The organism is Cysteiniphilum litorale (assembly GCF_003428165.1).
Classification (GTDB): Bacteria; Pseudomonadota; Gammaproteobacteria; order Francisellales; family Francisellaceae; genus Caedibacter; species Caedibacter litoralis.
In genome coordinates this window covers 93557-118188 of record NZ_QLIQ01000004.1, presented here as the reverse complement: position 1 = coordinate 118188, position 24632 = coordinate 93557, and the positions used below count along the sequence as shown (strand labels likewise).

Annotated in this window: 17 protein-coding genes; 7 read left to right on the top strand and 10 right to left on the bottom strand. The window is 34.3% G+C overall.

Annotation, left to right across the window (positions count from 1 at the left end; genetic code table 11):
* Positions 1 to 202: 202 nt before the first annotated feature.
* From DNJ75_RS03370 to ltrA, 4 genes are all read right to left on the bottom strand, one after another.
* On the bottom strand, positions 203 to 3403 hold the full coding sequence (locus tag DNJ75_RS03370; protein WP_170137184.1) for an RHS repeat domain-containing protein: 3201 nt from the start codon (positions 3401 to 3403) through the stop codon (positions 203 to 205).
* A gap of 669 nt (positions 3404 to 4072) precedes the next feature.
* Complete coding sequence (cas12c, locus tag DNJ75_RS03365) at positions 4073 to 7777, bottom strand: type V CRISPR-associated protein Cas12c (protein WP_117001771.1); 3705 nt, start codon at positions 7775 to 7777, stop codon at positions 4073 to 4075.
* Positions 7778 to 7786: 9 nt separating this feature from the next.
* Complete coding sequence (locus tag DNJ75_RS03360) at positions 7787 to 8797, bottom strand: CRISPR-associated endonuclease Cas1 (RefSeq protein WP_117001770.1); 1011 nt, start codon at positions 8795 to 8797, stop codon at positions 7787 to 7789.
* A gap of 418 nt (positions 8798 to 9215) precedes the next feature.
* Positions 9216 to 10460 (bottom strand): group II intron reverse transcriptase/maturase, encoded by a 1245-nt coding sequence (ltrA, locus tag DNJ75_RS03355; RefSeq protein ID WP_117001774.1) that lies wholly within the window; start codon positions 10458 to 10460, stop codon positions 9216 to 9218.
* A gap of 760 nt (positions 10461 to 11220) precedes the next feature.
* Here ltrA and DNJ75_RS03350 point away from each other — a divergent pair.
* Both DNJ75_RS03350 and DNJ75_RS03345 read left to right on the top strand, forming a co-directional pair.
* The gene (locus tag DNJ75_RS03350) at positions 11221 to 11541 is read left to right on the top strand and encodes an addiction module toxin RelE (protein WP_206609086.1); all 321 of its coding nucleotides are present in this window, start codon (positions 11221 to 11223) and stop codon (positions 11539 to 11541) included.
* Positions 11541 to 11831, top strand: coding sequence for a helix-turn-helix domain-containing protein (locus tag DNJ75_RS03345; RefSeq protein WP_117001769.1), 291 nt, complete (start codon positions 11541 to 11543; stop codon positions 11829 to 11831). The genes DNJ75_RS03350 and DNJ75_RS03345 overlap by 1 nt, the downstream gene beginning before the upstream one ends.
* Before the next feature lie 287 nt (positions 11832 to 12118).
* Here the strand turns inward: DNJ75_RS03345 and DNJ75_RS03340 are convergent, their stop codons facing one another.
* Both DNJ75_RS03340 and DNJ75_RS03335 read right to left on the bottom strand, forming a co-directional pair.
* Positions 12119 to 12841 (bottom strand): RES family NAD+ phosphorylase, encoded by a 723-nt coding sequence (locus tag DNJ75_RS03340; protein ID WP_117001768.1) that lies wholly within the window; start codon positions 12839 to 12841, stop codon positions 12119 to 12121.
* Entirely contained in the window at positions 12838 to 13266 is a 429-nt protein-coding gene (locus tag DNJ75_RS03335; protein WP_224742231.1) for an MbcA/ParS/Xre antitoxin family protein, read from the bottom strand. Before DNJ75_RS03335 ends, DNJ75_RS03340 begins: the two co-directional genes overlap by 4 nt.
* 108 nt (positions 13267 to 13374) lie before the next feature.
* On the opposite strand from DNJ75_RS03335, the gene DNJ75_RS03330 reads away from it, so the two are divergent.
* Complete coding sequence (locus DNJ75_RS03330) at positions 13375 to 13683, top strand: hypothetical protein (RefSeq protein WP_117001766.1); 309 nt, start codon at positions 13375 to 13377, stop codon at positions 13681 to 13683.
* A 5-nt stretch (positions 13684 to 13688) separates the two neighbouring features.
* Here DNJ75_RS03330 and DNJ75_RS03325 read toward each other — a convergent pair whose 3' ends face one another.
* The 3 genes from DNJ75_RS03325 to DNJ75_RS03315 form a co-directional block, all read right to left on the bottom strand.
* Entirely contained in the window at positions 13689 to 17891 is a 4203-nt protein-coding gene (locus tag DNJ75_RS03325; protein ID WP_117001765.1) for a DUF7146 domain-containing protein, read from the bottom strand.
* A gap of 15 nt (positions 17892 to 17906) precedes the next feature.
* Positions 17907 to 19277, bottom strand: coding sequence for a hypothetical protein (locus DNJ75_RS03320; RefSeq protein WP_117001764.1), 1371 nt, complete (start codon positions 19275 to 19277; stop codon positions 17907 to 17909).
* Between the two features lie 505 nt (positions 19278 to 19782).
* Complete coding sequence (locus DNJ75_RS03315) at positions 19783 to 21573, bottom strand: ATP-dependent DNA helicase (protein ID WP_170137183.1); 1791 nt, start codon at positions 21571 to 21573, stop codon at positions 19783 to 19785.
* Between the two features lie 131 nt (positions 21574 to 21704).
* Between DNJ75_RS03315 and DNJ75_RS03310 the strand changes: the two genes are divergently transcribed.
* The 4 genes from DNJ75_RS03310 (at position 21705) to DNJ75_RS03295 (ending at position 23936) form a co-directional block, all read left to right on the top strand.
* Positions 21705 to 22391, top strand: a complete 687-nt coding sequence (locus DNJ75_RS03310; RefSeq protein WP_117001762.1) for an outer membrane protein — start codon at positions 21705 to 21707, stop codon at positions 22389 to 22391.
* Positions 22392 to 22429: 38 nt separating this feature from the next.
* Positions 22430 to 22903, top strand: a complete 474-nt coding sequence (locus DNJ75_RS03305) for a type II toxin-antitoxin system HicB family antitoxin (protein WP_117001761.1) — start codon at positions 22430 to 22432, stop codon at positions 22901 to 22903.
* Between the two features lie 450 nt (positions 22904 to 23353).
* Positions 23354 to 23599, top strand: coding sequence for a hypothetical protein (locus DNJ75_RS03300; protein WP_117001760.1), 246 nt, complete (start codon positions 23354 to 23356; stop codon positions 23597 to 23599).
* Positions 23592 to 23936, top strand: a complete 345-nt coding sequence (locus tag DNJ75_RS03295) for a hypothetical protein (protein ID WP_117001759.1) — start codon at positions 23592 to 23594, stop codon at positions 23934 to 23936. The genes DNJ75_RS03300 and DNJ75_RS03295 overlap by 8 nt, the downstream gene beginning before the upstream one ends.
* On the opposite strand, the gene DNJ75_RS03290 is transcribed toward DNJ75_RS03295, so the two are convergent.
* Positions 23937 to 24275 (bottom strand): hypothetical protein, encoded by a 339-nt coding sequence (locus DNJ75_RS03290; protein ID WP_150468862.1) that lies wholly within the window; start codon positions 24273 to 24275, stop codon positions 23937 to 23939.
* Positions 24276 to 24632: the final 357 nt, after the last annotated feature.

The window sequence follows — 24632 nt, the reverse complement described above, 5'->3', positions numbered from 1 at the left end:
TAAGCCCAATCATGAGCAGTCTAAGATTTATAAAGCCTGTAATGCGCCAGCTATTCCACTAAAGCAGATCATTACAACGCTATAGCGCATCGATCACGTCTTCACAAAAAATCAAAAAATCAAAAAATCAAAAAAACACAAAAAATCTGTAGTGCCTTAACTCAACTTTGTGTATGGCGCAAAGCATTATGCTGTCTACGTTTCAGAAATTTTGCTTACCAAGTTGGGTATAATAATGAACTTTAAAATCCCCAGATGCTGATTGGAAGGTTTCAGTTTTATATTTCCCAAATCCTTTCGGTATACTAGGATTTTTGAGTTTAGCAGAATAGTATATGACATTTGAGTTATTAAGAGCAGCCGATGTCAGTCCACCTGTTGAGGTGAAAGGCGAACTTGCAGACTCTGATTTCAATTGATTTTTAAGTTTTGAGTATGTGGCAATATTTTCAGCACCATTAGCACAAATCGCCCCAGTCTTTGTCGCCTGCTCTATCTCAGATACTGCCCTTGGCGTAAGCATTTGCCTTAGCGCATTAAACGCCCTAACTTCTGTTGCTCCATAGAAGATTCCAGCCGTCATTGCCGCAAATGAGCCAATGTTATAACTTAGGCTGTAGCCTTTATCAGCACCAAAGTTAGTCAAACCAAAAGACGTGGTATCATCAAAGCCATTAGCAAAGTTTCTGACGTGATCCATCGCGGATAGACCCATTGGATCAACCAAATTAACCGGATTATTGCCAACATACACATAGTTATTCAAAGAACCACTGGCTAGCCCTAACGGATCAGCCTGTAGGTATCTACCTAAAAACGGTACATACGCACGGGCATTATTATAAACTAAGCCTGTTTCGCTGTCATTGAGTTGACCTGAAAATCTTATGTCTTGTTGGACTTGTCCAGTGGCGTTGACTGCGAATGGATTAATGTTACCTGACCATTGTTTCTGACCGTTTTGTCCGGTGAGATACTCCGGTGTGCCTAAAGCATCGTTGACAAAGTAATAGGTAGCGCCATTAACCAGTTGGGCTATTGGCTCACCATTGAGATAAATAATGTCAATGAGTGTGTCTTTTGATCTTACTTCAATCAGCTTGCCTGTGATGTCGTAGATAAAGACTGTCTTATTGCCATTGACGGTTTTAAGCACTCGTTGGTTATTAGGGCTGTACTGATAACTGGCAATCTCTTTACTTTCTTTACTTTCATGACTGCCTTTGTTGTCTTTTTTAACCTCTGTTAGGTTATTAAAGACATCATAACTAAAGCGCATATCACCCAGTCGTGTGATATTACCATTATTATCATAGCTTACGCCGTTTGCTGTTGTATCTTGATAGCTTTGCAGCTTATTAGTGGCTTTGTCATACTGATAGCTTATCGCTTCTGTTTGACCGTCTTTACTGTTGGTATACGTTAAGCGATTGCCATTGGCATCATAGCTAAAGTTTTGTGTCTCTAGCTGTGACTTCATTGAGGTTAAACGTTCAATGGCATCATAGGCATAGTCTTTGCTTTTTGTAGGATCATCTTTACTGACAAACCGGGTGATATTGCCTAACTTATCATAGACATAACTATCATCAGCCACACCAGAAACGGTCTGTTGGGTTAGCTGATAGGCTTTGTCATACGTGCGGGTTAATTGACTGCCATTACCAAAGCTCAGTGATTTCATTGCGCCAAAGGGCAAGTAGCTAACGTTTGATGCAATGGTTGATTGTGTGCCTTTATCACTGGCGGTAATGCCATTAATATTCCCTACTTTATCGCGCGTAAAGTTGACTTGTAACCCACTAGGATAAGTGATTGAACTCACTACTTCATCTTTGTTGTAACTGTAGCTGACGTCATATGGGTTACCATCAATAATATAACGCTGTTTGATGATCCCGCCAAACGCATCATAGCTATTATCTATTTCACTGCTCTGGTTTTTAACACTGGATAGCCGACCAATGCCATATTGCCCTTGATCATAACCGTATTGAATCACAGGGGTGCTATTGTGACTGACCTCAGTCACGCGATTTAACTGATCATAGGCATACCCTAGGGTTATGCCATTAGCATCTGTCTGTGTGCTTAATTGACCTTTGTCATTGTAGTTATAAACCGTCTTGCCTTTATCTGGGCTATTAACTTCCGTTAATTGATTAAAGGCATTGTATTGATAGTTGGTGATATTGCCATTGTAGTCACTAATAGACGTCACATTACCCGATGGGTCATAGGTCATGTTAGAAACACTGGATAAGGCATTCTTGGTCTGTGCAACCTTTTTTTGAATGTTATATTGGTTGTTTGTTGCATCACCTTTGGCATTGGTGGTTTTAATCACATTGCCGGAAATATCATATTCAAAGCTCGTGCTGTTACCATTGGCATCGGTGATCGATTGCAACTGGTTTAATGAATTGTAAGCATAACTGATTTTAAATACGGTATTGCCACTGCTATCAATAATAACACGCTCAATCACATTGCCCATTGGGTCAATGGTTTGCTTTAGCTGATCGTTATTAGCATTAATGACTTCTTTTAAGTCTTTCCAGTAGTTATAGACGTATTGTGTCTTAATGCCTTCTGCACTCGTGATTGAAGAAAGATGACGGTTACCATCATAACTGTACCTGGTCAGGTGATCCGCCACATGCTGTGTTAACAATAAGCGCATAGGAGAATAGCTCAACGTGGTCCTTACTCCATTAGCATCTGTCTTTGACAACAGGTCACCCACTTCATCATATTGATCATAGGTAGTGACATGACCTAATTCATTGACCACTTTGCTTAGGTTGCCTTGTGCATCGTGTGTATATTGAATGACATGTGCTGGATCACTAAAGGGAGATTGTGCCGTTAGGACAAGCGCATGATCATCATAAGTATATTGCCATACTTGTCGTATATGCCCATCAGTTGTTGTAATCGTTAACGGTCGTTGGCGTGTGTTATAACTAAACACCGTGTCTAAACCATTACTGCTACTGATGGTAAGCGGTAATCGACGGTCACTCCAGGTGTAGTGTGTTGTCAGGCTTAATGGGGTATGTGCAAAGGCGGTTTTGGCTGCCAGTAGGCCATCTGCTGAGTAGTTGGTTTCAGTTATGCTGCCATTGGCAAAGATCACTTTTTGCGGATAACCCGCTGCATCATATACATACTGTGTTGTTTTCTTATGTTTACCATCTGGCGTACTTTGTTCTACCTTATCAATCAGTTTCCTACCATGAAACGAATGATAGTAAACGGTCTTTTGTTCACCCAGTGGTAGTGTGATGTTGGTATGGTCTGTAGCGTAAGAGAAGTCATAACTTGAGGTGGTTGCATTGGCACAGGAAAGAAAGAAACCTAGGCAAGCCATCAAACCTAAGATGCTTTTGTTATAATACATTGGAATCATCTAAATTATGAAGTTAGCGCATGTTAGCAACTTTAATTTATAAACAAAAGTCATATGAATATCATCTCATTAATTTGTATCATAATTGAATGTGTTTGATCATTGGACAAAGACAAGGTTTATAGATAGCACAAATTCTAAAGCAAATCGCCCAATACATCTGTTTTGGATAGCATAAATTCTAAAGTATAAAGGCATGTTCATCGTTTTGGATAGCATAAATTCTAAAGGGCGTATTTATGAGCTGGGTTTTGGATAGCATAAATTCTAAAGGGATGGTAGCGTGTATTAAGCTATATATCAAGTATTTGATTGACCATTATGTCATTCGTTTATATATTATATCTCCCTGAATTAAGCCACCATTTTTAAATAATCTTTATTTTATGGAAATAGAAAAGAAAAACCAAGAGGACTCTATATGGAATTGGAAGAATGCAACCTTAGGTAAAGCTAAAAAAATGAAAATTTTCATATCTCGTAAAGATTGAAAACTCTAAAACTGTGTGCGAGCATTCACATTGAAATTACCACTAATTATTGCTCTAGCCAGTGGTCAACTAGGTGACTAGGTAAACTGGACGATTGTGTTAACAAACATCAAACCATAATCACATCCAGCTGAGATTATATTTTAACTTTTGCATTATCACAAGATGTTTACTCATTGAATTCATCAATTTTTATTAAAAATTTTCTTCCTTGATTAATGGCTGCATTTTCTTCGCTATGAATTTCAAAACCACAATTCTCATATGCACAATAATAGCGCGATTTAGAGCTATCTTTTATTTGCACACTATCATTAGCTCTAGATATTTGCTTTTTAATATAATCTATCACTTGTGTCTGGGAATACTCACCGTCTTTTACAAAATAATTAAACGGTAAGCGTCTATTTTTTTGAGCATGTAAGCGTGCTTGTTGCGAAATTTGCTTGTCATTCCATAATGAATTGATATTAGTAACAAGCTTTAACTTAGTCCCATTCGGCAGCATAACAAATCCATTTTCTACTTTCACTTTATCTCCTTTATTAAAATGATCATATATATCAGATACTGGATTCCTTTCGCATGAAGAGCAAATTTGAGAAGTTGCATAATTAGAGGATTGGCGTGCGGGATATAAAACCAAGTCTTTTCCTTCCACAGTATAACCTTCAATTCTCCATTCATTAGCACCATAAAAATGATTCTTCTTTTTATTTTTATGTGCTTCTATAGGAGAAAAACCATACATATCGCCTAATTGTGAAATAATTTTTGAGATCTCTCCATTTGAGCCTGCCATTTCAGACTCAATAATTGGAAACGCTTTATATTTAGATGATAAAGAGTCGATAATACTAGCAACTGTCTTAACCGCATTATTACGCGCATTTTCAACAATATTCTGTGTTTTCTGACTGTATTTTTGTTTTGGCTGTATATAACCTCTATATTTATCCGCCTTATGGACCGCTATATTTCCAACACTTGTAGGAACTCTTCCCGATTCAAGCAAGCTTTTATCTCTAATATTAAATACCGCATAACCTAAATTGTACTCACCGATATCAAATGCAATAATTTTATCCTCATAGGGAACAGGTAATTTTGACTTCTCATAATATTGTTTATAAGGAATAGCCAACTCAAGCCACGAATCAATATGTTCATAGCTAGCTTTTAGCTGACCATTTTTAAGTACGCTATTCATTTTGTATTTAGAAACATAATGCATGCCGTACGAACCTAATTCGTAAGTTTTATCAATAGCTCCAAGAAGAATGTCTTTATATGCTCTTGGTATAACAAGATCATTTAGAACTTCTTTCGATATTTTCACAAAGCTCTTTTCTTTTGAAACATTGTAAACTGGAACACCATCATATTCTTTGTTTTTGTCTATATCTGATTGAGACAGACAAAATTTATGTGGAATACACTCTATTATCTTTTTAAGGTGTGGTGACTGCAAATAAGCTTTTGGCGTGTTTTTTAACATATTAATTGCATCGGAGCATTGATATGTTTTAACGTCATCAAAACCAATAATCTGAAATAATGAAAATGCTTCTTTATTTTGATCTCCAGACAAAAAACCTTTTTTAAATTTGAACGTCCCAGTTTTACCTCTGATTACTAGATGATTTCTTCCATCTTCAGAAAATGGATATCTTTTCGTAAACTCCTTCCTAAATAGAGTATTAGAAACACCTCTCATATAAGCACTATAATATCCAAACATAGAAATAATAGTGGCGCCATCAACATAAGGTAAACTTGTGGCTTTTTTTATCCTGTAATCCACAGATATATATTCTAAAACTTTATCGTCTAACCAACATAACTCGGGAGGAACCTGGTCACAATTTTTTATAGGCTCAATTTTTAACATATAAATCATTGATATAAGCATAAGCTTTGCATACTCATCTATCTGCTGGCAGGGTTGGTAATCATGTAATTTGCTTTCAAGCAAATCAACAAAATCGAAAACATTATGCTTTGAGCTGACCAAATATTCAGTGCCTGACTTCCCTTTATCATAACCATATTTGAATATAGGTTTAGAAATGCGACTTAGAAAAATCTTATTTGCTTTCCGTTTATGGAAAAAACCACATTGTACAGATGCTTCAGATATTATTTTGCAAACATCATTGCTTTGCGTTCTTTTAGCATAACGCATAAATTTTTCCAGAACATACCGTGCTACAAGCTCTTTCTTATCAAATTTTTCTAATGATGGATGTTTTAATGGCTTTAGTTTATAAAACTCATGATATAAATCTTTTTTGCCTATCTCTGATAAGAAATTTGTAATTTTCAAGTAATGTGCCTTCTGACGTTCCAGGGCAAAGTTAAATCCATCTGCAAGCTGATTAATATCCTTATCAAAATCAACACACCCTGACGAAAAGCGATTCAACTTATCAAATTTTAACCATGATGGCTCCTTAATTGATAAGTTTTCAAACTTCCTAATTTCCGCTGGATCTTTAATGTTTTCAATAACTTGCTTTACCTTATGGTTAATCTCAGAGATCATCCCAGATAATCGACCTAATCCTACTTGCATATTGTTGAAATTAATCAGATCTTGACGTGTCGGCAATTCGTTTGCAAGACCTGATAATCTATTAATAGATTCATGAGCAGCTTTAACGTCACTAATAACAAAAGACTGCAGATCATTTAACTGCATTGCATTCGTTTTACAAAAAGACAGTATTTTAGATGCGTATATATTGTTTTCATCAAAGTAGTCATCAGGAAACTCAATGACATCAATGGTTGATATTGTAGATTCTATCTCTAACAACCGTTTAACATATTGAGTTACCCAGCTATTAATCACCATCCCTATACTTGTTCTATACTTATTATAACTAGGGATATCAAACATTTCTGACGACTTTATTGATCGCGCTGCATCACGAATCTTATTTGCAATAACTTCACCACATTCCAAATCTTCTGCAATTGTACTAACTTTTTCTGATTGGAAATATTTAAGCCCTGTCCCCAATACCCAGCTAATTGCATTTGAGTTTTGAGTTGTAATTAAGTCTTCTATGGTATTAGCAGTTGGCTTTTCTCCAGATAACCTTATTTTTCGCATTTTTTGAGATACAACCTGATAAATAGCTACATCTTCATCATATCCATCAATAATAGAGAGCATATCAGTATCATATACAATGCTTGAGCTAATTGGCTTAACTACCTTCATTTTATCGCGAACATTTTTCAGCGATGGAACGCCTGCCTTTACGAAAATCTTATCAAATAACTCCACGCCTTCATCAGAGCAAAAGTTATTCCAATTATCGTATATATCTACAGCTTCTTTAGAGAATTGCACTATTAAATCATAAATTCTACCTGAATCTATGGCAATCTTTTTCCCAGAGTTAAGAAATTGACACGTCCTATTAATAATATTATCTGTCGTGAAATTTGTATTACGAGGTGATGAAGAAAATAAGGCTAATAATTTAGACAGATCAAACGTGAACAACTCAAAGCTTTGCGCATCAATATTATTAAACCTATCAATAAAATCACTTTCAGATTCCCGTATGTGTTTCAGATTTCTAGCAATGTTTGATTGCTCATACGATGAATAAAAATTAAATCCAAGCAAATGCAAATTGATTACATAATATAAAAGCCCACCTTCTTTCATTGAGAAGATACGATTATGCTCATTATGTACAAGTTTATGGTCAATGTTAGTTGTTTTTACTGGCAGTTTTATTGACTTCATATATTTCCCATCAGATTTAGATGCACTTTCTGCCAGTGCTTTTCTATATTTCGATGGGCTGTGTTGCGCTTTCAATTCATGATGTTTTAAGATTTGGTTTTGCTGCATGATAATTCCTTATTTTATACTTGGTAATTTGTAAGCTAACTTTAATGGACGACCACCACTTTTGACGCCTTGTGTTGGTGGAACAAATTTCTTACTATCCCCCACGAGATGACTTCTTAAGGCTAGAACAACACCATGTAAAAATGCTTTGTTTTTTACATATTGGTTAGTCGTAGAGCAATATACTTTTTCCTCAAGCTTTCTTTTTAAATTTTCTATTGACCTCCCTGTTAGTGAATCTTCCTTGCCAGAGATATAAGATTCTTTTACAGATTCATCAATAAAATACCTATAAGGTTCAATCAGATCATATACAAGTGACGCATAGTTTATCCCTTCATGTAAAAAGCCATGAAAAATACTCAATTTATGGTAAATACACCAACGCATAATAATTGAAGAAAGGAAAAAACAACATGCATTAATAGCATCATTAATAACGTGATCATCTCTTCTATTAATCTCTGGTTGTCCAATAGATAAAAAATAAGCGCTCCAGTATCTTCTTGAGTAATCAGCCTCGATTGCTCTTAAATCTGAAAGTTTATTGCATTTAGGCAATGAGGCATATGTTTCCTTGCTAATAAAAATATACGACTCTATATATTTAAACTTATATCTAATAAGTGTTCTTGCATAGAGCAATCGTTTCTTATCATAGCTACGTGCTATGATTTGTTTTGATAGATTATCAGTATTAGTTATCTTTGTATTACCACCTGTCATTATGTAAGGAAGCTTTAAGTTTCTACGATAGAACATAAGTGTTATATCGTTACTTAAGCATAAATTAATGACGTCGAATGGCAAGTCTGCATCTGTCTTACCGTAAAACATAATCATATCTACTTTGCTAAAATCAAGATGGACACTTCCACCATTAAAGTGAATCCACCATTTACTTTTAGAATATTCAAACTTTATAAGATATGGAATCCACAAACTTGTCTTTGCTTTACCTGAGGTTGTTTTCTTCCAAGTCCATATAGAGTCCTCTTGGTTTTTCTTTTCTATTTCCATAAAATAAAGATTATTTAAAAATGGTGGCTTAATTCAGAAATATAATATATAAACGAATAACATAATAGTCAATCAAATACTTGATATATGGCTTAATACACGCTACTATCCTTTAGAGTTTATGCTATCCAAAACCTGTAAGGAAAACTTTGGCTTTAGAGTTTATGCTATCCAAAACAAAATGGTATGAACGCAACTTTAGAATTTATGCTATCCAAAACCACCATGATGTATTGCTTGCTTTAGAATTTATGCTATCCATAACAACTCACATTTTATTTTATAGCGACATTGTATTTGGGAGTCACTCTCACTTCGCCCATACTGGAAGCGCTCCATAATTGGTCGAGTAAGCCAGAGGAACTTCCCCTCTAGCTTCTCACGGAACCGTACGTGACAGTCTCCTGTCATACGGCTCTTATTGTACAACCTTTTGTTGGCTCAATTGCCAGTGTGTATAAAGATTGGGCTGCCTCGCTCTTACTCCTGCCAACCACTCTCTGGCTTTAGCCTGACTTGTTTTGAGCTTTTTAAATTTCCTTTTTGCCCATCTAACTAAAGCATAATCAAGTTGATTAGCTATTTTATACGTTGAGGATTTTTGATACTTTCCATAGTAGTTTATCCACCCTCTCGTTTTAGGATTGATAAGTTCAGCAATACTTTCCAGAGATTGATTTGTCCAAAGCTGCATTTTCCAGCCCTTTATCTGATCACTGATTTTTCCTTGAGCTTTCTTGCTCATTGCTGGATTAAAACCAACAAAGAAATTCCCTCTCTTTGCTTTGACCAATCGAGGTCGGAAAGTATATCCCAGAAAATCAAACTGCTGATTCACATAGCTTCCGCTACGTTTACCATCTTTGCAGTATACAATTTTTGATTTTTCAGGATGCAGTTTCAGCTTACATTCTTCAAGTCTGGCTTCAAGCGCCTTCTTAAGCTGCTCCGCTTCTAATTGATATCTACAGTGGTAGATAACATCATCTGCATATCGCTCAAATTTGACCATTGGAAAGCTCTTTTTCACCCATCTGTCTAGAGCATAATGAAGAAATAGATTGGCAAGTATTGGACTAATCACACCACCTTGCGGTGTTCCTGACAAGTTCTGTACACATTTACCATCAATTTCAACAGGCGCTTTAAGCCAACGCTGTATATAGAGAATAATCCACTTACACTTGATATGCTTACATACTGCCTTCATTAACAAATCATGATCAATGTTGTCAAAAAATCCTTGGATGTCTATATCAACAACCCAATTATATTGCCAACATCGTTGTCTTGCCAATCCAACTGCATCAAGCGCTGATTTCCCAGGTCTATAACCATAAGAATCATTATCAAAGTGAACCTCAAACTCAGGTTCAATCATGATTTTAACAACCATCTGAGCTATTCTGTCTGATACAGTAGGAATTCCTAGAGGTCTGGTTTTTCCATCACCCTTGGGAATTTCTACACGTTTGACCGCAGGCGGAAAGTAGCTTCCAGAAGACATCCTATTCCAAATTTTGAATAGATTACCTGCTAGATTCTTATCAAACTCGCTCAGAAATTGACCATCCACTCCTGCTGCACCTTTGTTTGCTTTGACTTTCTTATACGCTTCCCAAACAGTATGTTTGGGAATGTCAAAAGGTTTTGTTGCTGTCAAATTCATTCCTCCCATGTTATGGTTGATTCATTTTCACAACGGTACAATGTAACCCCTTCGCTCCATTCCCATTACACGAACTTCAACACTACTACGAGTTACTCCGCCCCTGTGCTCTGCTTTGGTACTTTCACCTTGATGGGGCTACCACTTCAAGTTTTTCCCTTGTCATCAGAACGACAGGTTACCAAGTTCCTGCTAAAAGCCTAAGATAAGCTCATGCCACCTCAATACCGGATGCCGCCCAGTCAGTAAACAGCTAACTTCTGAGCTTATCCCAATGCGCCGCTACCCATTGGTTTTGACATCATCATAAAAGCTTACGATACGTCATAAGTGGTTCACTTTCGTTCATCTTCTTATCTCATACCTGACATATATTTATGCCTTTTCCTCAACGCTCACTACCATAATTCTTTATTACAGCAGCTTGAGGTGGTTTGAAGCCCGTAGCTATATACCGACTTCGGGAGACCTACTCCCATCTTTTAACAAGCATGGTGTTCACACACCTTCTTGGCACACTAGCGGCTCGCTTTTATAATTACCCCGACCCGCTTTTATCGCTCAAAGTGGAACCACATTAATTGACTCTATAAATATTTTTCGACCCACATTAAATGACTTTATAAATTTATCGACCCACATTATTTGCATCTGGGACCACATTAAATGATTTTATATGATAAATATTTAGTGCGCCATTGACTTACTCTTAAGCGTGATATAAACTCAATAACAAGTGGATAATGCTAGGTGTATGAAGTTGATCTTTATTGAAACGGATATTTTTACTGAAGATGTAAAGGCATTACTTAGTGATGATGAATATGCGGAATTTCAGTCCTATTTGGCTGAAAACCCTTTGATTGGTGATGTGATACAACAAACTGGTGGATTAAGAAAAATCAGGTGGTCAGCAAAAGGCAAAGGTAAACGAGGTGGTGTGAGAGTTATATACTATTACGTATTACCTGATTCACAGATAAGACTTTTATTGATTTATCAAAAAGGCAAACAAGATGACTTGACACCAGAACAAAAGAAAATATTAAGGCAGTTAAACGAAAGGTGGCAGTGATGGAAAATAAACTTTTTAATCGCTTGGTTGAAAGCATGCAACAAATGAATGAAATCATAGATGGGGAGCGTTCCCCATCGCGTGAATTCACAATAAATGCTATGAAAGTAAAAGAGATTCGCAATAAAACTGGGTTATCTCAGGCAAAATTCTCCAAACTGATTGATGTAAAGTTACCAACCCTAAGAAATTGGGAGCAAGGGCGTAGAGAGCCTACTGGACCTGCTAAAGCTTTGCTAAAAGCAATATCAAAAGATCCAAAGCATGTTTTGCTTGCGCTATCCAAATAAGAAAAGATATTAAGATATAAACAACCTTATGTAGATTTTCTCAATGAGTAATCTCGCATTGAATGATTAGGTTTTATGAATTTATTGAGTCACAAGAAAAACGAGGGTTTTTCTGACACTTTAGGCGCATTGGATAAAATCATTTAATGTGGTCCCAGATGCAAATAATGTGGGTCGAGGAATTTATAAAGTCATTTAATGTGGGTCGAAAAATATTTATAGAGTCAATTAATGTGGTCCCACTTTGAGCGATAAAAGCGGGTCGGAGTGATTATGAAAGCGAGCCGCTACACATAATCGTCAAAAAAATCTTTAATATGAAACTCGTAACTTTCTTTTGTTCTTATATTTTTGAACTGAACTACCTCTTTTGATACTTCTGAATACCACTCATGTGTGCTTATTGGCTTATCTTCTTTCAAAGGTGATGGATTGTACAAAGCAATATTCAGTCCATGAGAAGGGTCTCTTGCAGACGTATATATCACACAATCAAACCCTTTATTTCTCAAATCACTACCTAATCGTTGAGTAAATGAATAATCAGATTTATGTATTAGCTTTCCAGTATACTTTGAAAACACTTGATCTGTTAGATCGATGGCCTTAGATGTTTGGAAGCTTGCCGTAAAAAGTGTATGCTGACTTTTAAGGGTCTTTGGCGGCTGCTTGGTCATGCTATAGTAGAAATTCAATCTGTAAAAGGCACATTCTGCAATACAGGTTGATTCTTTTATTGATGCATACAATAAACTTGGTTCATGCACCGCTCCAAATCTGCTCCCATAATTCAGAGGAGGGTATCGAAATGGCGTCGAAAGCAAATAATGGTAGCTATCCATTTTATAAGGATTGGTAGGTTTAGATGACTCAATCATATTTTCTAATAACTCATGCTCATCCAGTGTATCAACGAGCTGCCGTGTTGCATTGATTTCTTGAGCCTCAACTATACGATAAAAAATTCCATCTATATTAATAGGCAGATATTCATTCAGTTCATCTATCATGCTCGACCACGTATTGCATCAAGAAACTGAACAAGACACACCAACCCGCCAATTGTATATATTTGTTCCTGAGGCACTCCTTTTGTCACTTGATTTCTTGTTCGCATGAAATGTTTAATATTAGCATCATCTCCACCCATTAACGCATGCAGTGAACGATAACAGCGAATTAATAGCAAACTAAGCTCACCCTCTTTGCTTTTAGGGTTTATTCCTGATCTATTGATTGATGATCTGTTTCTCCCAATGATACTCTCGAGTTGCTGCTGAGATATACCAAGTTTTGCTGAAGCACTTAAAGTTGCCTTTCCTAGCACTTCATTTTCATTTACTTCTGGAATTTTTTCAGCACTCATTTCATATCCTTCAATAATACCTATGTTGCATATACTAATTATAAACAGCAATTGTTGTATTTGCAACATTTGGTGACTTATTGGCTTATTTTAAATAGATTAAGTCGCTTACACTGTTGATTTATATATATTTTATATGTTATAAACAATTAAATTGGTATTTACCAATAGATTAACATGAAGTATAAAAAAAATACCAGCTTTGCTAGCTGTTTCGAAAAGGAAAGCGGTTACCCGCTCTCGGAATATTTAGCCCAGGAACTGCCGCATGCAACTTATGAAGAAATTGGCATAAAATTAGGTATTTCAAAGCATACCGTAAGAAAAAGAGCTCAAGAATATGGGCTTACAAAAAATCCTAACAAATCAAATGATAACGAAATCAATTCTTTCGAACCTGATATACTATCTAAAGAATGGTTAGCAAGAGAATTTCTAATTGAATTGCTTGATGAACTTGCTGCATTACGAGAAGGTGAAAAATAAATATTTCATATTATTTTAATTGCCTGATCAACATTTTTTTTACTTACGTGATCATTCTCAATATCAACTCCACCAGGATAATCGTTAAATTTAAATCCGCCTGCCTCAAGATTATTAACACTATCAGAGTTATTTGGTGATGATTGCATTGATTTATATAATTTATCCAACTCATTAAACAATGCATTATAATTGATAGAGTGTATCTCTATACCACAAATGTCTTTAGTATCGACAAAGGACTTCATCACATCATAATACTTCCTATCAAATTGCTTGTTTGCATATTTCTCAAAAAAGTCATCCATCCTTATAAAGTTAACTAACTGATTAATTTCCGTATTTACAATCATGTCGGAATTTGACTTTAATTTTGAAGACAGGGCGGAAGCAATATTTTCTGCGCTATTACTAGTGTCGATATTATTTAATATATCAATATTTTTCACTTGGAAACTAAGCTCTTTAAGCAGTTTTATTTGCTGATCTATGTCAGGCAGCTTGTCGCTTGAAACACTATTGTCACTTGCCATATGTCGCGCGTAGTGCTTGAAGCAATTTAGTTTACTTGCCAACTGGCTTTTTAAATACTTTGGGTTTTCACTTCTGTCTATCGCCCCCATCACAACTTCGCATTCTTTTACTATTTCAAAATATCTAGCAGAAATCCGATTACTTAAAAACAAACTGTCTTGATTTTTCTCTTCATCTTTAGATGCTAAAACATACTGATACCATAGTTCATTTGCTGTTTCAGATATTATTGCCTCAATATTCTCATAATTATCATCATCCTTGGTGCCAACAATATTTATTTGTGGCCTTTTATTAACTCCATTTTCATCGTAACTAACATTGATAGTACAATTGTCTAATTTCTTATTTAATGCAATATCAAGCTCCTTTAGATAAAGGTGATATTTTGCATCTGAAGCATTAAAGTTATGCTTTTGCACTTCAATGTAGTTAACTTTGACATTATTTAGATTTTCGTCTTTCAAATTTACTGATAAAAACCTCATGTCACTTTGAATAGCTTCAATAATTGAATTTGAATTGTTGGACCACAGGCTTTGCGCTGGATCAATCTCACTTAAGACCTCTGACATTTTTTCTTCCATTTCATTGATAAATTTTACAAATTCAATATCAACCGACTTATCATTAGAAAAACTGCTCATAATGTCATTGATAGAAGATAGCTTTAGGCTTTGGTCATCCAATGACTCAAATAAATCATACATTGTATTCCAATAATAGTTGCTATCTAAAGACTGTACTAGACTCAATTGACGCTCAGATATATCACTATGATTTTTATGTTTATCTATAGCATCACCGATCAAATATACTCCAGTTTGATAAATTTGATTTGATGCTGCAAAAAGCATAATATTTAATTTAGATGATGAGTTATAGCTTTTATTTGGACTATATCTACTATATAAGCGATCTATAAATGTACTTAACCTATATTCATCATCGTTAACAATAGTATTTTTATTATTCTGAGTCTTATCAACGTTTTGATCATTGTTTTGGTTATTACTTTCCATTGCTGTTTGAGAATTGCCACCTTGATCAGTCATCAACTTATTTATAATTTTCCTGAGCTCTGCTGCTGCCTTATTCAATGTCATTGATTGTTGATTCGCGCCAAATTCATTATCTTTCTGAACAGAATTATTACTTTGACCATCCTCGAGCTTATTTTTAACAATCCAGTTCATTAATGTTTCTTGGTTTACAGCTAAAGGTTCATCTACATCCAAAAATGACTGAATATTTAAATTACATTTCTCATCAGCTAATGCATTTTTTAGTCCATCAAGCCCAAATTCTTGATGCACATCATTCCAATCTGTTTTTGGCTTTTTGGCTTTTTCCCCTTCAAGCAAATGTTGATTATGCTCATCTACTTTTTTAATGATACTTTCTAGCATTAATGGTTCAAGAATTTCTATGTTATAACCAGCCTGATGGTATGTATTAACAGCATTAGAAAATGCATTTGGTTTTTTTAAATCCTCACCATCATTGTCTTTTGCGAAAATGACATGATTGATAGTAGGTATGTTTTTAATAACATTAAGTAAATTCGACATATTATTAATACCCATACTCACCAACACGGTATCATTTGGAAAAGCATTAGCGAGTGAACCAGCAGTTTCATATCCCTCCCCTATAATAACTCTTTTTGATTCACCTTTTTGAAGTATATGAGCCGATCCATTCAAAACACCATCTGTTCTCTTCACAAGATATAAATTATTATTCTTTTTTCCATCTTTAGTTAAAAATGTTCTTTGTACAGCTGTGATATCGCCATTTTCATTTTTTGCAACTAGCATTAACGCCGGACCACGATTCGTTTGCTCTACCGCTTTAAAGCTCCCATCTTCCTGTTCTTCATAGTCATACCATTTTGCCCCTACATCTATAAATCTAACGTCATTATAACCAGCTGGATTTAACCCTCTATTATTGCTGTAGACATAGGCTAAGTTTTCTTTAGTCATATCAGTTGAGGCATTATACAAACTTTGAGCCTTCAGCATTAAATATTTTTTTTGCTCAAGATCTTCTTGCCTTCGTTTTTCTTCACGCTCTTTTCGCAATTTTTCTCTATGTTCCATATCCTTATTACTCATATCTGAGGATATAAACGCATCCTTTGACATGCCTAATATTTCAATTGCCCGCTCAATAGTCTCTTTATAACTCTTACTTCCTTCTTCATACTCTATTGCTTGTAATGGGCCCCCTCCTCGCTGCTCAGTATGACTAAACCAAGACCCTCTGTTTTTTCCATGCAAAGTCACAATAAGACCGCCATCATATCGAAGCTCCCTATTTAAACTAGCACCTTTATTTTTAGGCTCGCCTCGGTTGAAGAAAATTTCTCTGTATGTATCTTCAGAATTGTCAATTAGAGCTTTAACGATGCTATCTACATCATATTTTTCATTTTGGACAAGAGATGATGGCTCATAAGGTAAATCTTGTTTATAAAAATCAATTATTTGATCTAGGCTTTTTTCCTGCTCAGCAAACCTCTTTTTAAAATCTTGTTGTTTATAACTATATACATCATTCCAATCATTCCCATATCTTCTTAAGACGTTGTATCTTGGGTGTTGTTCTTCTAAATATGCAAAAAGGTTGGGTTGATGTATTTTTGTTTTTTTGATAATTTCATCTGGAAGTTGAGCTTTAAATTGCGCCAGTATATCTAACATTGTTTTAGGAATGCTGACTTTATCCTCTTGCTTAGATGGAAAACTCTGTCGTAATAAAATGATGGGCTCTACATCATAGCCTCTATCTGATAATGCTATAATGTGATCTATTGCATTCTTTAAGTTTGCTCTACCAAAACTACTTGTCACATATGGGTTTTCATAGTCGATCGATGTATGTACAGCTAATGCCGTTTTTAAATCTTCAGAACATATAAATTGGACTTTTTTATTATCATGATCAAAATCTTTTATAATTCCTAATGTATTATCTGATATAAAATCGCCATGCGTTTGTTTGTACAACCCTCTATCACTAGCTTTTCTTTTGTACGCAACACTCTGACCATCATCATCAAGATAATATGTATGAGTACCCAATAATTTATACTCAGTATTGTAGCAAGGAATAACGACTCCACCAGGTTTATTCTTAGTTTTACCGTCATTCTGGTATGAAGGTAAATCTCTCACTAATAACCCACTACTTTTATAATTGCCTTTATTTAGAAATTTAACAGTTTTTGATTCATGGTGATCATAATCAGACGTATAACTCCATATTCTATTGGCAATTTCCACCTTTTGTTTTACAGATAATCCTATATTTTCTAATGATAGTTCTTTAGCTGTTTTAATACGATCTTTAATTTGTTTATTGATCGGAACCTCATCACCAAGACCAGCATGATTCCATGCAACATCAAGGGCATCTTTATATCCTAACTTAGGGCCCCTGATATTTTTTGTCAAAAAGTGAACCGGATCAAATCCTTTCTCATTGTTTGCAAGATCTGCTGCCCTACCTTTATCTTTACCTGCAATATATACAGAAAAAGAACCCTTATCTCCCCACCTTGCTGTATTTCCATCTATATAGTACTTATCACCTAGATACTTTTTATAAAAGTCTATTGGGTTTTTACTTATTTCCAGGCATATTAACTTTCTATCTTTATATGACATGGTTTACCTCGTAACTTAAAGTGATTTTTCATTTAATTGAGATTGATTTCTATCTCTATCTACATAACTCGTTTTGGCTTTATTTTTATTATATTGATCATCCTGCTCAACGATTAACCTTATATCTTCTTTGATTGTTTCAGAGTTCTTTAATTTCAACTCTGCATGAATATCTGTTTTCCCTGATTTATCTATATTATCTAGTTTATACTCCTTCACAGAAAAAGGGATGTTGGCATTGCTCATAGCATAGTTACCATCAATTCCAATTTTTTGGAATCTATTATGGTCTTGCGTTAGCTCCGCGAATGATTTTTCCAAAGAATCTAATAACCTCACCCCCTCAGGAATATTTTTTCCAAAAGCAATCTGTTTAGTTTTATCTATGAATCCAGGAGCATTCTCTTTTATAACCTCTGATATTTTTGCAAAACCACCCCTGCTTTTTTCAATAGCCTTATTGAAAGTATTTTCTATAAACTTGAATGCTTTCTTTAATACATCAAGTAATATTTTAATAACATCAGATACAACTCTAGCGGCTTGGCTCATCGCTGAATTAGCAAACGCTGATTCTGATGTGTTCTGTGATTTTTCTACGTTCTCTAAAAGACTATTTTCCTCACCAGTGTCACTTAGACCTTGATCCATTTTTGAATCATTTGCGCTAAATTCTTCTTGAGCGTTTTCTAACATTTGACCCATTCCTCCAGATAACTCCTGATTTAATGTGTCAGAACCCAATACGTTTTTCTCAAACTCGGCAATTTTATCAAGTTTATCTTGGTTGTTTTCTATAAAGGTTTTTTTGATATCCTCTGTGATCGTATCATCATTTAAAATCCTCATTAAACCAGTAATTGAGTTATTATCATCACGCACAATACTCATTATTTCATTTGCTAATACCGCATGAGCCCTTGGATCTTCGCTTGACATAACCTCGTCAATATTTTTAACATTTAGTTTCTGCATTAATTTATCAAACGTACTTACAGTGTTATCTAAATTTTTTTGTGCCTCCGTATACCACGAGAGCTTCCCCATTTCCTGCATTTCTATAGCTTGATAGTTATGAGTTAAATTCTCATAATAACTTGCATCCTTAGCGGCTTCTTTAATATGTTTTAATGCACTAACTGGATCACTGTGGTTTAAAATAGTTACTTGATTGTTATTGTCAAAACTAAATGCCAAAGGCTGTCCATTTACATTCATGACTGCAATGTTGTCTTCTAGTAAGATAGGTGACATTATGACCTTCAACTCGGCAGCATTTAAAGCATCTACCACATTATTAAAATATTCGCTAACACTCTCATATGATGCTTCTCTTATATCTTCTGCATTAACTTTCTCATAAACTTTTTTAATTTCATCCGACATTTTATAATCTCCTTACTTAAAATAAACAATATCAATTATAACAAGTTGAAGTTGCAAACGAATGCGATATGAAATATTAAGTTAATGTAGAGCATTTAAAATAAAGATTATTGAATAATGATGTCGAAATTGGTTAATATAAGGTGTTTACGCAACACAACATAGCCAACTAAACACTTGATATATAGTCTAATATACACTACCATCTCTTTAGAATTTATGCTATCCAAAACAAAATATCAAATCATTTACTTTAGAATTTATGCTATCCAAAACGAATACTGGTTCACCTGGTCTTTAGAATTCATGCTATCCAAAACGTGGTCACAAATAAATAGCTTTAGAATTCATGCTATCCAAAACCTTAATGATGATCCTTCAGCTTTAGAATTTACGCTGTCCAAAACTTGTATTTAACGTCTTCCACTTTAGAATTTACGCTATCCAAAACAATGAACAATTTCATCAACTTTAGAATTTATGCTATCCAGAACTTACGTCTACACTAAAATTGTGAAAGCACATATTCAGGTATGGAAGCCAATAAATAGCTTGAATATTTTGCATTGATTAAACGATTATCTAATATAATCAGCCTACCATAATCCTTATCGCTTCTTAAAAGTCGACCGCACATTTGTTTTAATCTTATTGCGGCTTCAGGAAGTATCTTATCTGCAAACAAGTTTCGATTATTGTATTTTAATAATGCCCTGTTGATTGGGCTTTCATTACTCTCAAATGGTAATTTGTAAATTAAAACTTCATTTAAATATTTACCTGGAAGATCAACACCTTCAAAGAAGGTCTGTAAACCAAAAATAACTGACCTATTCCCTGAATCAATATTGTCTTTATGTTTTTGTATCATAAACTCCTTTGACTCTACGCCATCTTGAATGATGATATTTTTTTTATTGATATCATCAATATAGCTATACGCCTCTAACATATCTTTACGACTTGTGAATAAATATAATTTTGCATTATATTCTTCATCAAGAAGAAAATTATGAAGGCTATCGAATATTAATGCATTTGGACCACTGGATATCTTAGGTATTAATAACTTAACTGTTGAATAATCAAAGCTTGATTTATATCGTTTAGTATTTGATAGTGAAAAATTAGAAACCTGATGTTTAAAGTAGTTAAAGCTATTATTAACAGTTAATGTCGCTGAACACCATACTGATTTTCCTTTTAATATCGGACTAACATAAGTTGACATTATCCTTGTAGCAGTTAACTCCTGCGTGACAATATAATCTTTATCATGCCATATGCATTTTATTTCATTATTTAGCATTACATCTAGTGTCTCCAAGCTATCTTCTAACTTCTTCATCTGGCTAAGTACTAGATAATTAGTGCTTTCTACTGCTTTAATATAAAGTTGACTACTCTTCATTTCTTTAAGCTTGTTAGCTAACAACAAATGAATTTTATTCAGATTTGACTTTAGTGCAGTGTTTTCATCAATTGTAGTAATGTCTTTTAAAAGTATACTCATATTACTTCTTGTGTGAGTTATCACATCCTTTAACGCACACATTTTGTCTACGCCATTTATACTCTCCAGTCTTATAAGATTTCTAAGCAGTGCCTCTAGAGAAAGTTTGCATTGTGTCTTAGCTATTGCTTTTGAGCTAAAGGTATGAGCTTCATCAATAACATAAATATAATCATTGCTATTGCGAACAATAAATGATTTATCATTCATAAGTTCACACAGCAAAAGATCATGGTTAATAACAATTATATCTGCATTTTCCCCTAACTGATTTTTGCTTATTGCAGGACAATAGTCAGCATATTGACAAAAAGATCCTATGCAACACCCAAATGAATAGAATACATCATTTATGAATTTTTTGCTAAAGACCCCTTTTAAGTTATTACGTTCGAGATTCCATCCACTGTCTAATTCAGTATTTATTTTCTCTAGGTCTGTTTGATGCAAACTTGCGTTATGACTAAATTTTTGTAGGCACATATAGTGCTGCTTACCTTTTAATAAGGCAATGTTTACTCTACATTTACACAGTTGTTCTAATTTTGGAATGTCTTTTATTATTTGATCCTGGAGTAAATTTGTTGACGTGGAAACAATTAACTTCCTTTTTTGTTCTTTAGCTAAGATGAATCCAGCATACAAATAAGCAATTGTTTTTCCAGTACCCGTTGGAGCCTCAAAAGCAATATCTTCATTATTTCTTAAACTTTGATGGATGTCATCAATAATACTTAGTTGAGACGATCTTAGCTTTATCTCTTTATGTTGTGTTAAATTCATTGCAATCCTTATTGGTTTAACCATATTGTAAAAAAATCGAATGTCATGTTGACTTCTTCAAATATTATAATATACTATCAATCGTTGCTGGTCAACATTGAATAACTAGGTTAAACCAATAAGGAAAAATCATGAAAAAACTAATTACTACATTACTTGTATTTATAGGGGCATTCGCATTTACTAATTTATATGCCATGCAATTTGGTCAAGCGCGAACAGGTCTCAACTTTTCAATTCAAGGTGGGGCAGGAAAAATAAGTGCACCTGATAATAATCATGGCTATACCAACACGGTAGAAAGCAGTCAACGTAACTATTCTGTCGTTGGGGGTGCAACACTTGGTTTTGATTACGCCATTAAATCCTGGTGGTCTTTAGGTATTGAGTCTGGGTTCTTCTATTCACCTAAAAATGCAGACTATACCGCTAAATTCCCTGATAACACACCTGTTGAGTTATATACTGATTATTATAACATTCCCGTACTTTTGACTTCTAAATTTGTCACCCCCATTGGCTTTACATTCTTTGTTAAAGGCGGTATGACATACATGAATCAAAATATTAAATTCAGTAGCGCAACCATTACTGGTCAAGAGTTTGAGGAAAGTGTCTCAACTTCTAAATGGCTTCCTATGGCTGGAGTTGGGGTGGGGTATCAGATTTATGCCGCTGAAATCACGCTTCAATACAATCACATCTTTGGCAAAGGTTCTAACTATGATGCCTATCAAATGGCTACTAATAGTGAAAAACCTTCTCCTTGGGCTGCTGATCAAATCATGCTGGGCATTAACTTTACGATTCCTATGTAATTGTGCGCCGCATATAGATATATTATTAAGGAGAGAGCATGCTTTACACCAAATACCCTGCACAAATAACAAATATTAAGGGTGAGTATTATATCTCATTTAGAGATATACCTGACCTGCAGACTCTGCCAAAATCTTCCTATGAAGAATGTTTATTACACGCCAAAGACTCTCTATCAGATTACCTCAACAAGAATATTACTGAAAATACTGATGCATACAAAGGTCCAACTAAACAATTTTTTATTCCAATTCCATCCAAAGTGAGAGTTGGTGAGGTTCTAATCTCTCCTGACCTTAAAACCTCCATTTCTACCTTATTAAAACTGGTCAGAAAAGAGGAAAATATATCAGCTTTTGAAGCATCAAAATTGATAGGTGTAAAGCCTCATAATTACAGAAAAATTGAAAATGCTTTATCCAATAATATGCGCATTGAAAATGTTGAAAAATATTTTAATGCATTAGGCTATGAGATCGCATTCGAACTTAAACGCTTAACAGATGATTGACATACTTCTCACCGCTAACTGATCCTGTTTAGAGGGCATTTTCCGACAGGCACTATTGTTCATTCAGATAAGGGCAGCCAATATTGTTTTGAAGATAGTATGAAATCCGAAAACCAAAAGTGTCCCAAATTGACGGGGTAGATCATTATTATTATCATTAAGTTAAAATGACAAAATGGCAAATAACATGACAGAAGCACAAAAAAACAAGAAAACGAAAAACGGTTGCTAACTTAGAGCAAGATTTAGAAAAATTAATTGAAAATCGCAAAAAGATTAATCAAGAAATCAACGAGCTTAAACACAAGATCAGTGATAAAAAACGCGCTCAAATTGATAAAATGCTTGGAAATCTTAACGAAGAACAAATGCAGTTTTTAGTTGAATTAGCTGAAAAAGCTGATGCTGAGAAGATAAAGACGGTTAGGAAATTATTGGATTGAAATAAAAATGATTAATAAAATATTAAAGATACCTATACTTTTAGTTCTGGTGTATTTTTCAATAGATGGCTTACTATACACACCACTTTTTTTTATAGCTATGATAGGCAATGATTTTCTATCCTATTTAAAAATTTCTATAAAAACAGAGCCTTTAATATTTATATATCTTATTTTTGGTATTTTTTTATATAGTAAATTAATAATTTTTATAGTGAAGAAAGTTAAAAAAATGGTGGCAAAAAATGGCTAAAAAATATTTTATTTTAAGTTCTATTTTGATGATGTTCAGCACATCATTATTTGCAAGAGATTATATTGTAGCAGACGTTGTAACTATGAATGAGCAACATTTGAGAGATGCTCAGGAAGCTATGATAGTATTTGAGAATATTAACAAGGAAATGCTAAGGTTATCCAAAATGCCAAAACAAACACCAGTACAGCGACTAGAAGCTGAAATTGCGCAATTAGAAGAAAAGCGCAAAATGATCAACGCAAAAATCAAAGAAAAGAAAGAGTTACTTGCAAATAAGAAACGTGCTGTTTTAGATAAAACGCTTGGAAATCTTAACGAAGAACAAATATAGTTAACCCCATTTTTTTGATAATATATCGGGTTTAAAATAGGTAGGCTCATCGTTTTTCTTACCCCTGGTCGAGTTAGTTAAGTTATTTTTTTGAGCATATTTTCTGACTGTGTGCTGAGATGAATTATATGCCATACCTATTTCTTTGTAGGATTCCCCTCTGCCCAATCTTCTTTTTAAATCATCAACTAATTTTTCTTTATATTTTCGTTCATAGGCTAGTTCAAGACTATTATTTTTTTTAAGCTTCTCATCACCTACAGGACTATTATTTTTATTTTTATCCTTATCATCATCTTCAAGATTATTGTTTTTTTTATGCTTCTCATCATCAGACATAATGAATAATTCCTCTATTTTATACATCTAAGTAACACACCTAAGTATGGCTAAATTAAAATTAGCCATACAGGTGCCCCTCGCAGCAACAAAATATCTATGTGCCTTTGTTATATCATCTATTAATCTATTAAAGCCTTCGGGAAAGATTGCCAATGTCACTCCATTTACTTTTTTATCAAAAGTCAAAATCATTTTAGCTAATCCCTGCTTAAGTAGGCGATTCTCACAACAAAAGAATATTTTTATCATTATATATTGATATATTATCAACATTCAATTGATTTATTGAATTTTATTGACTTAATACTCTACTTCAGTAAATTTATTTGGTATTGCTAGTTATTTATGCTAATG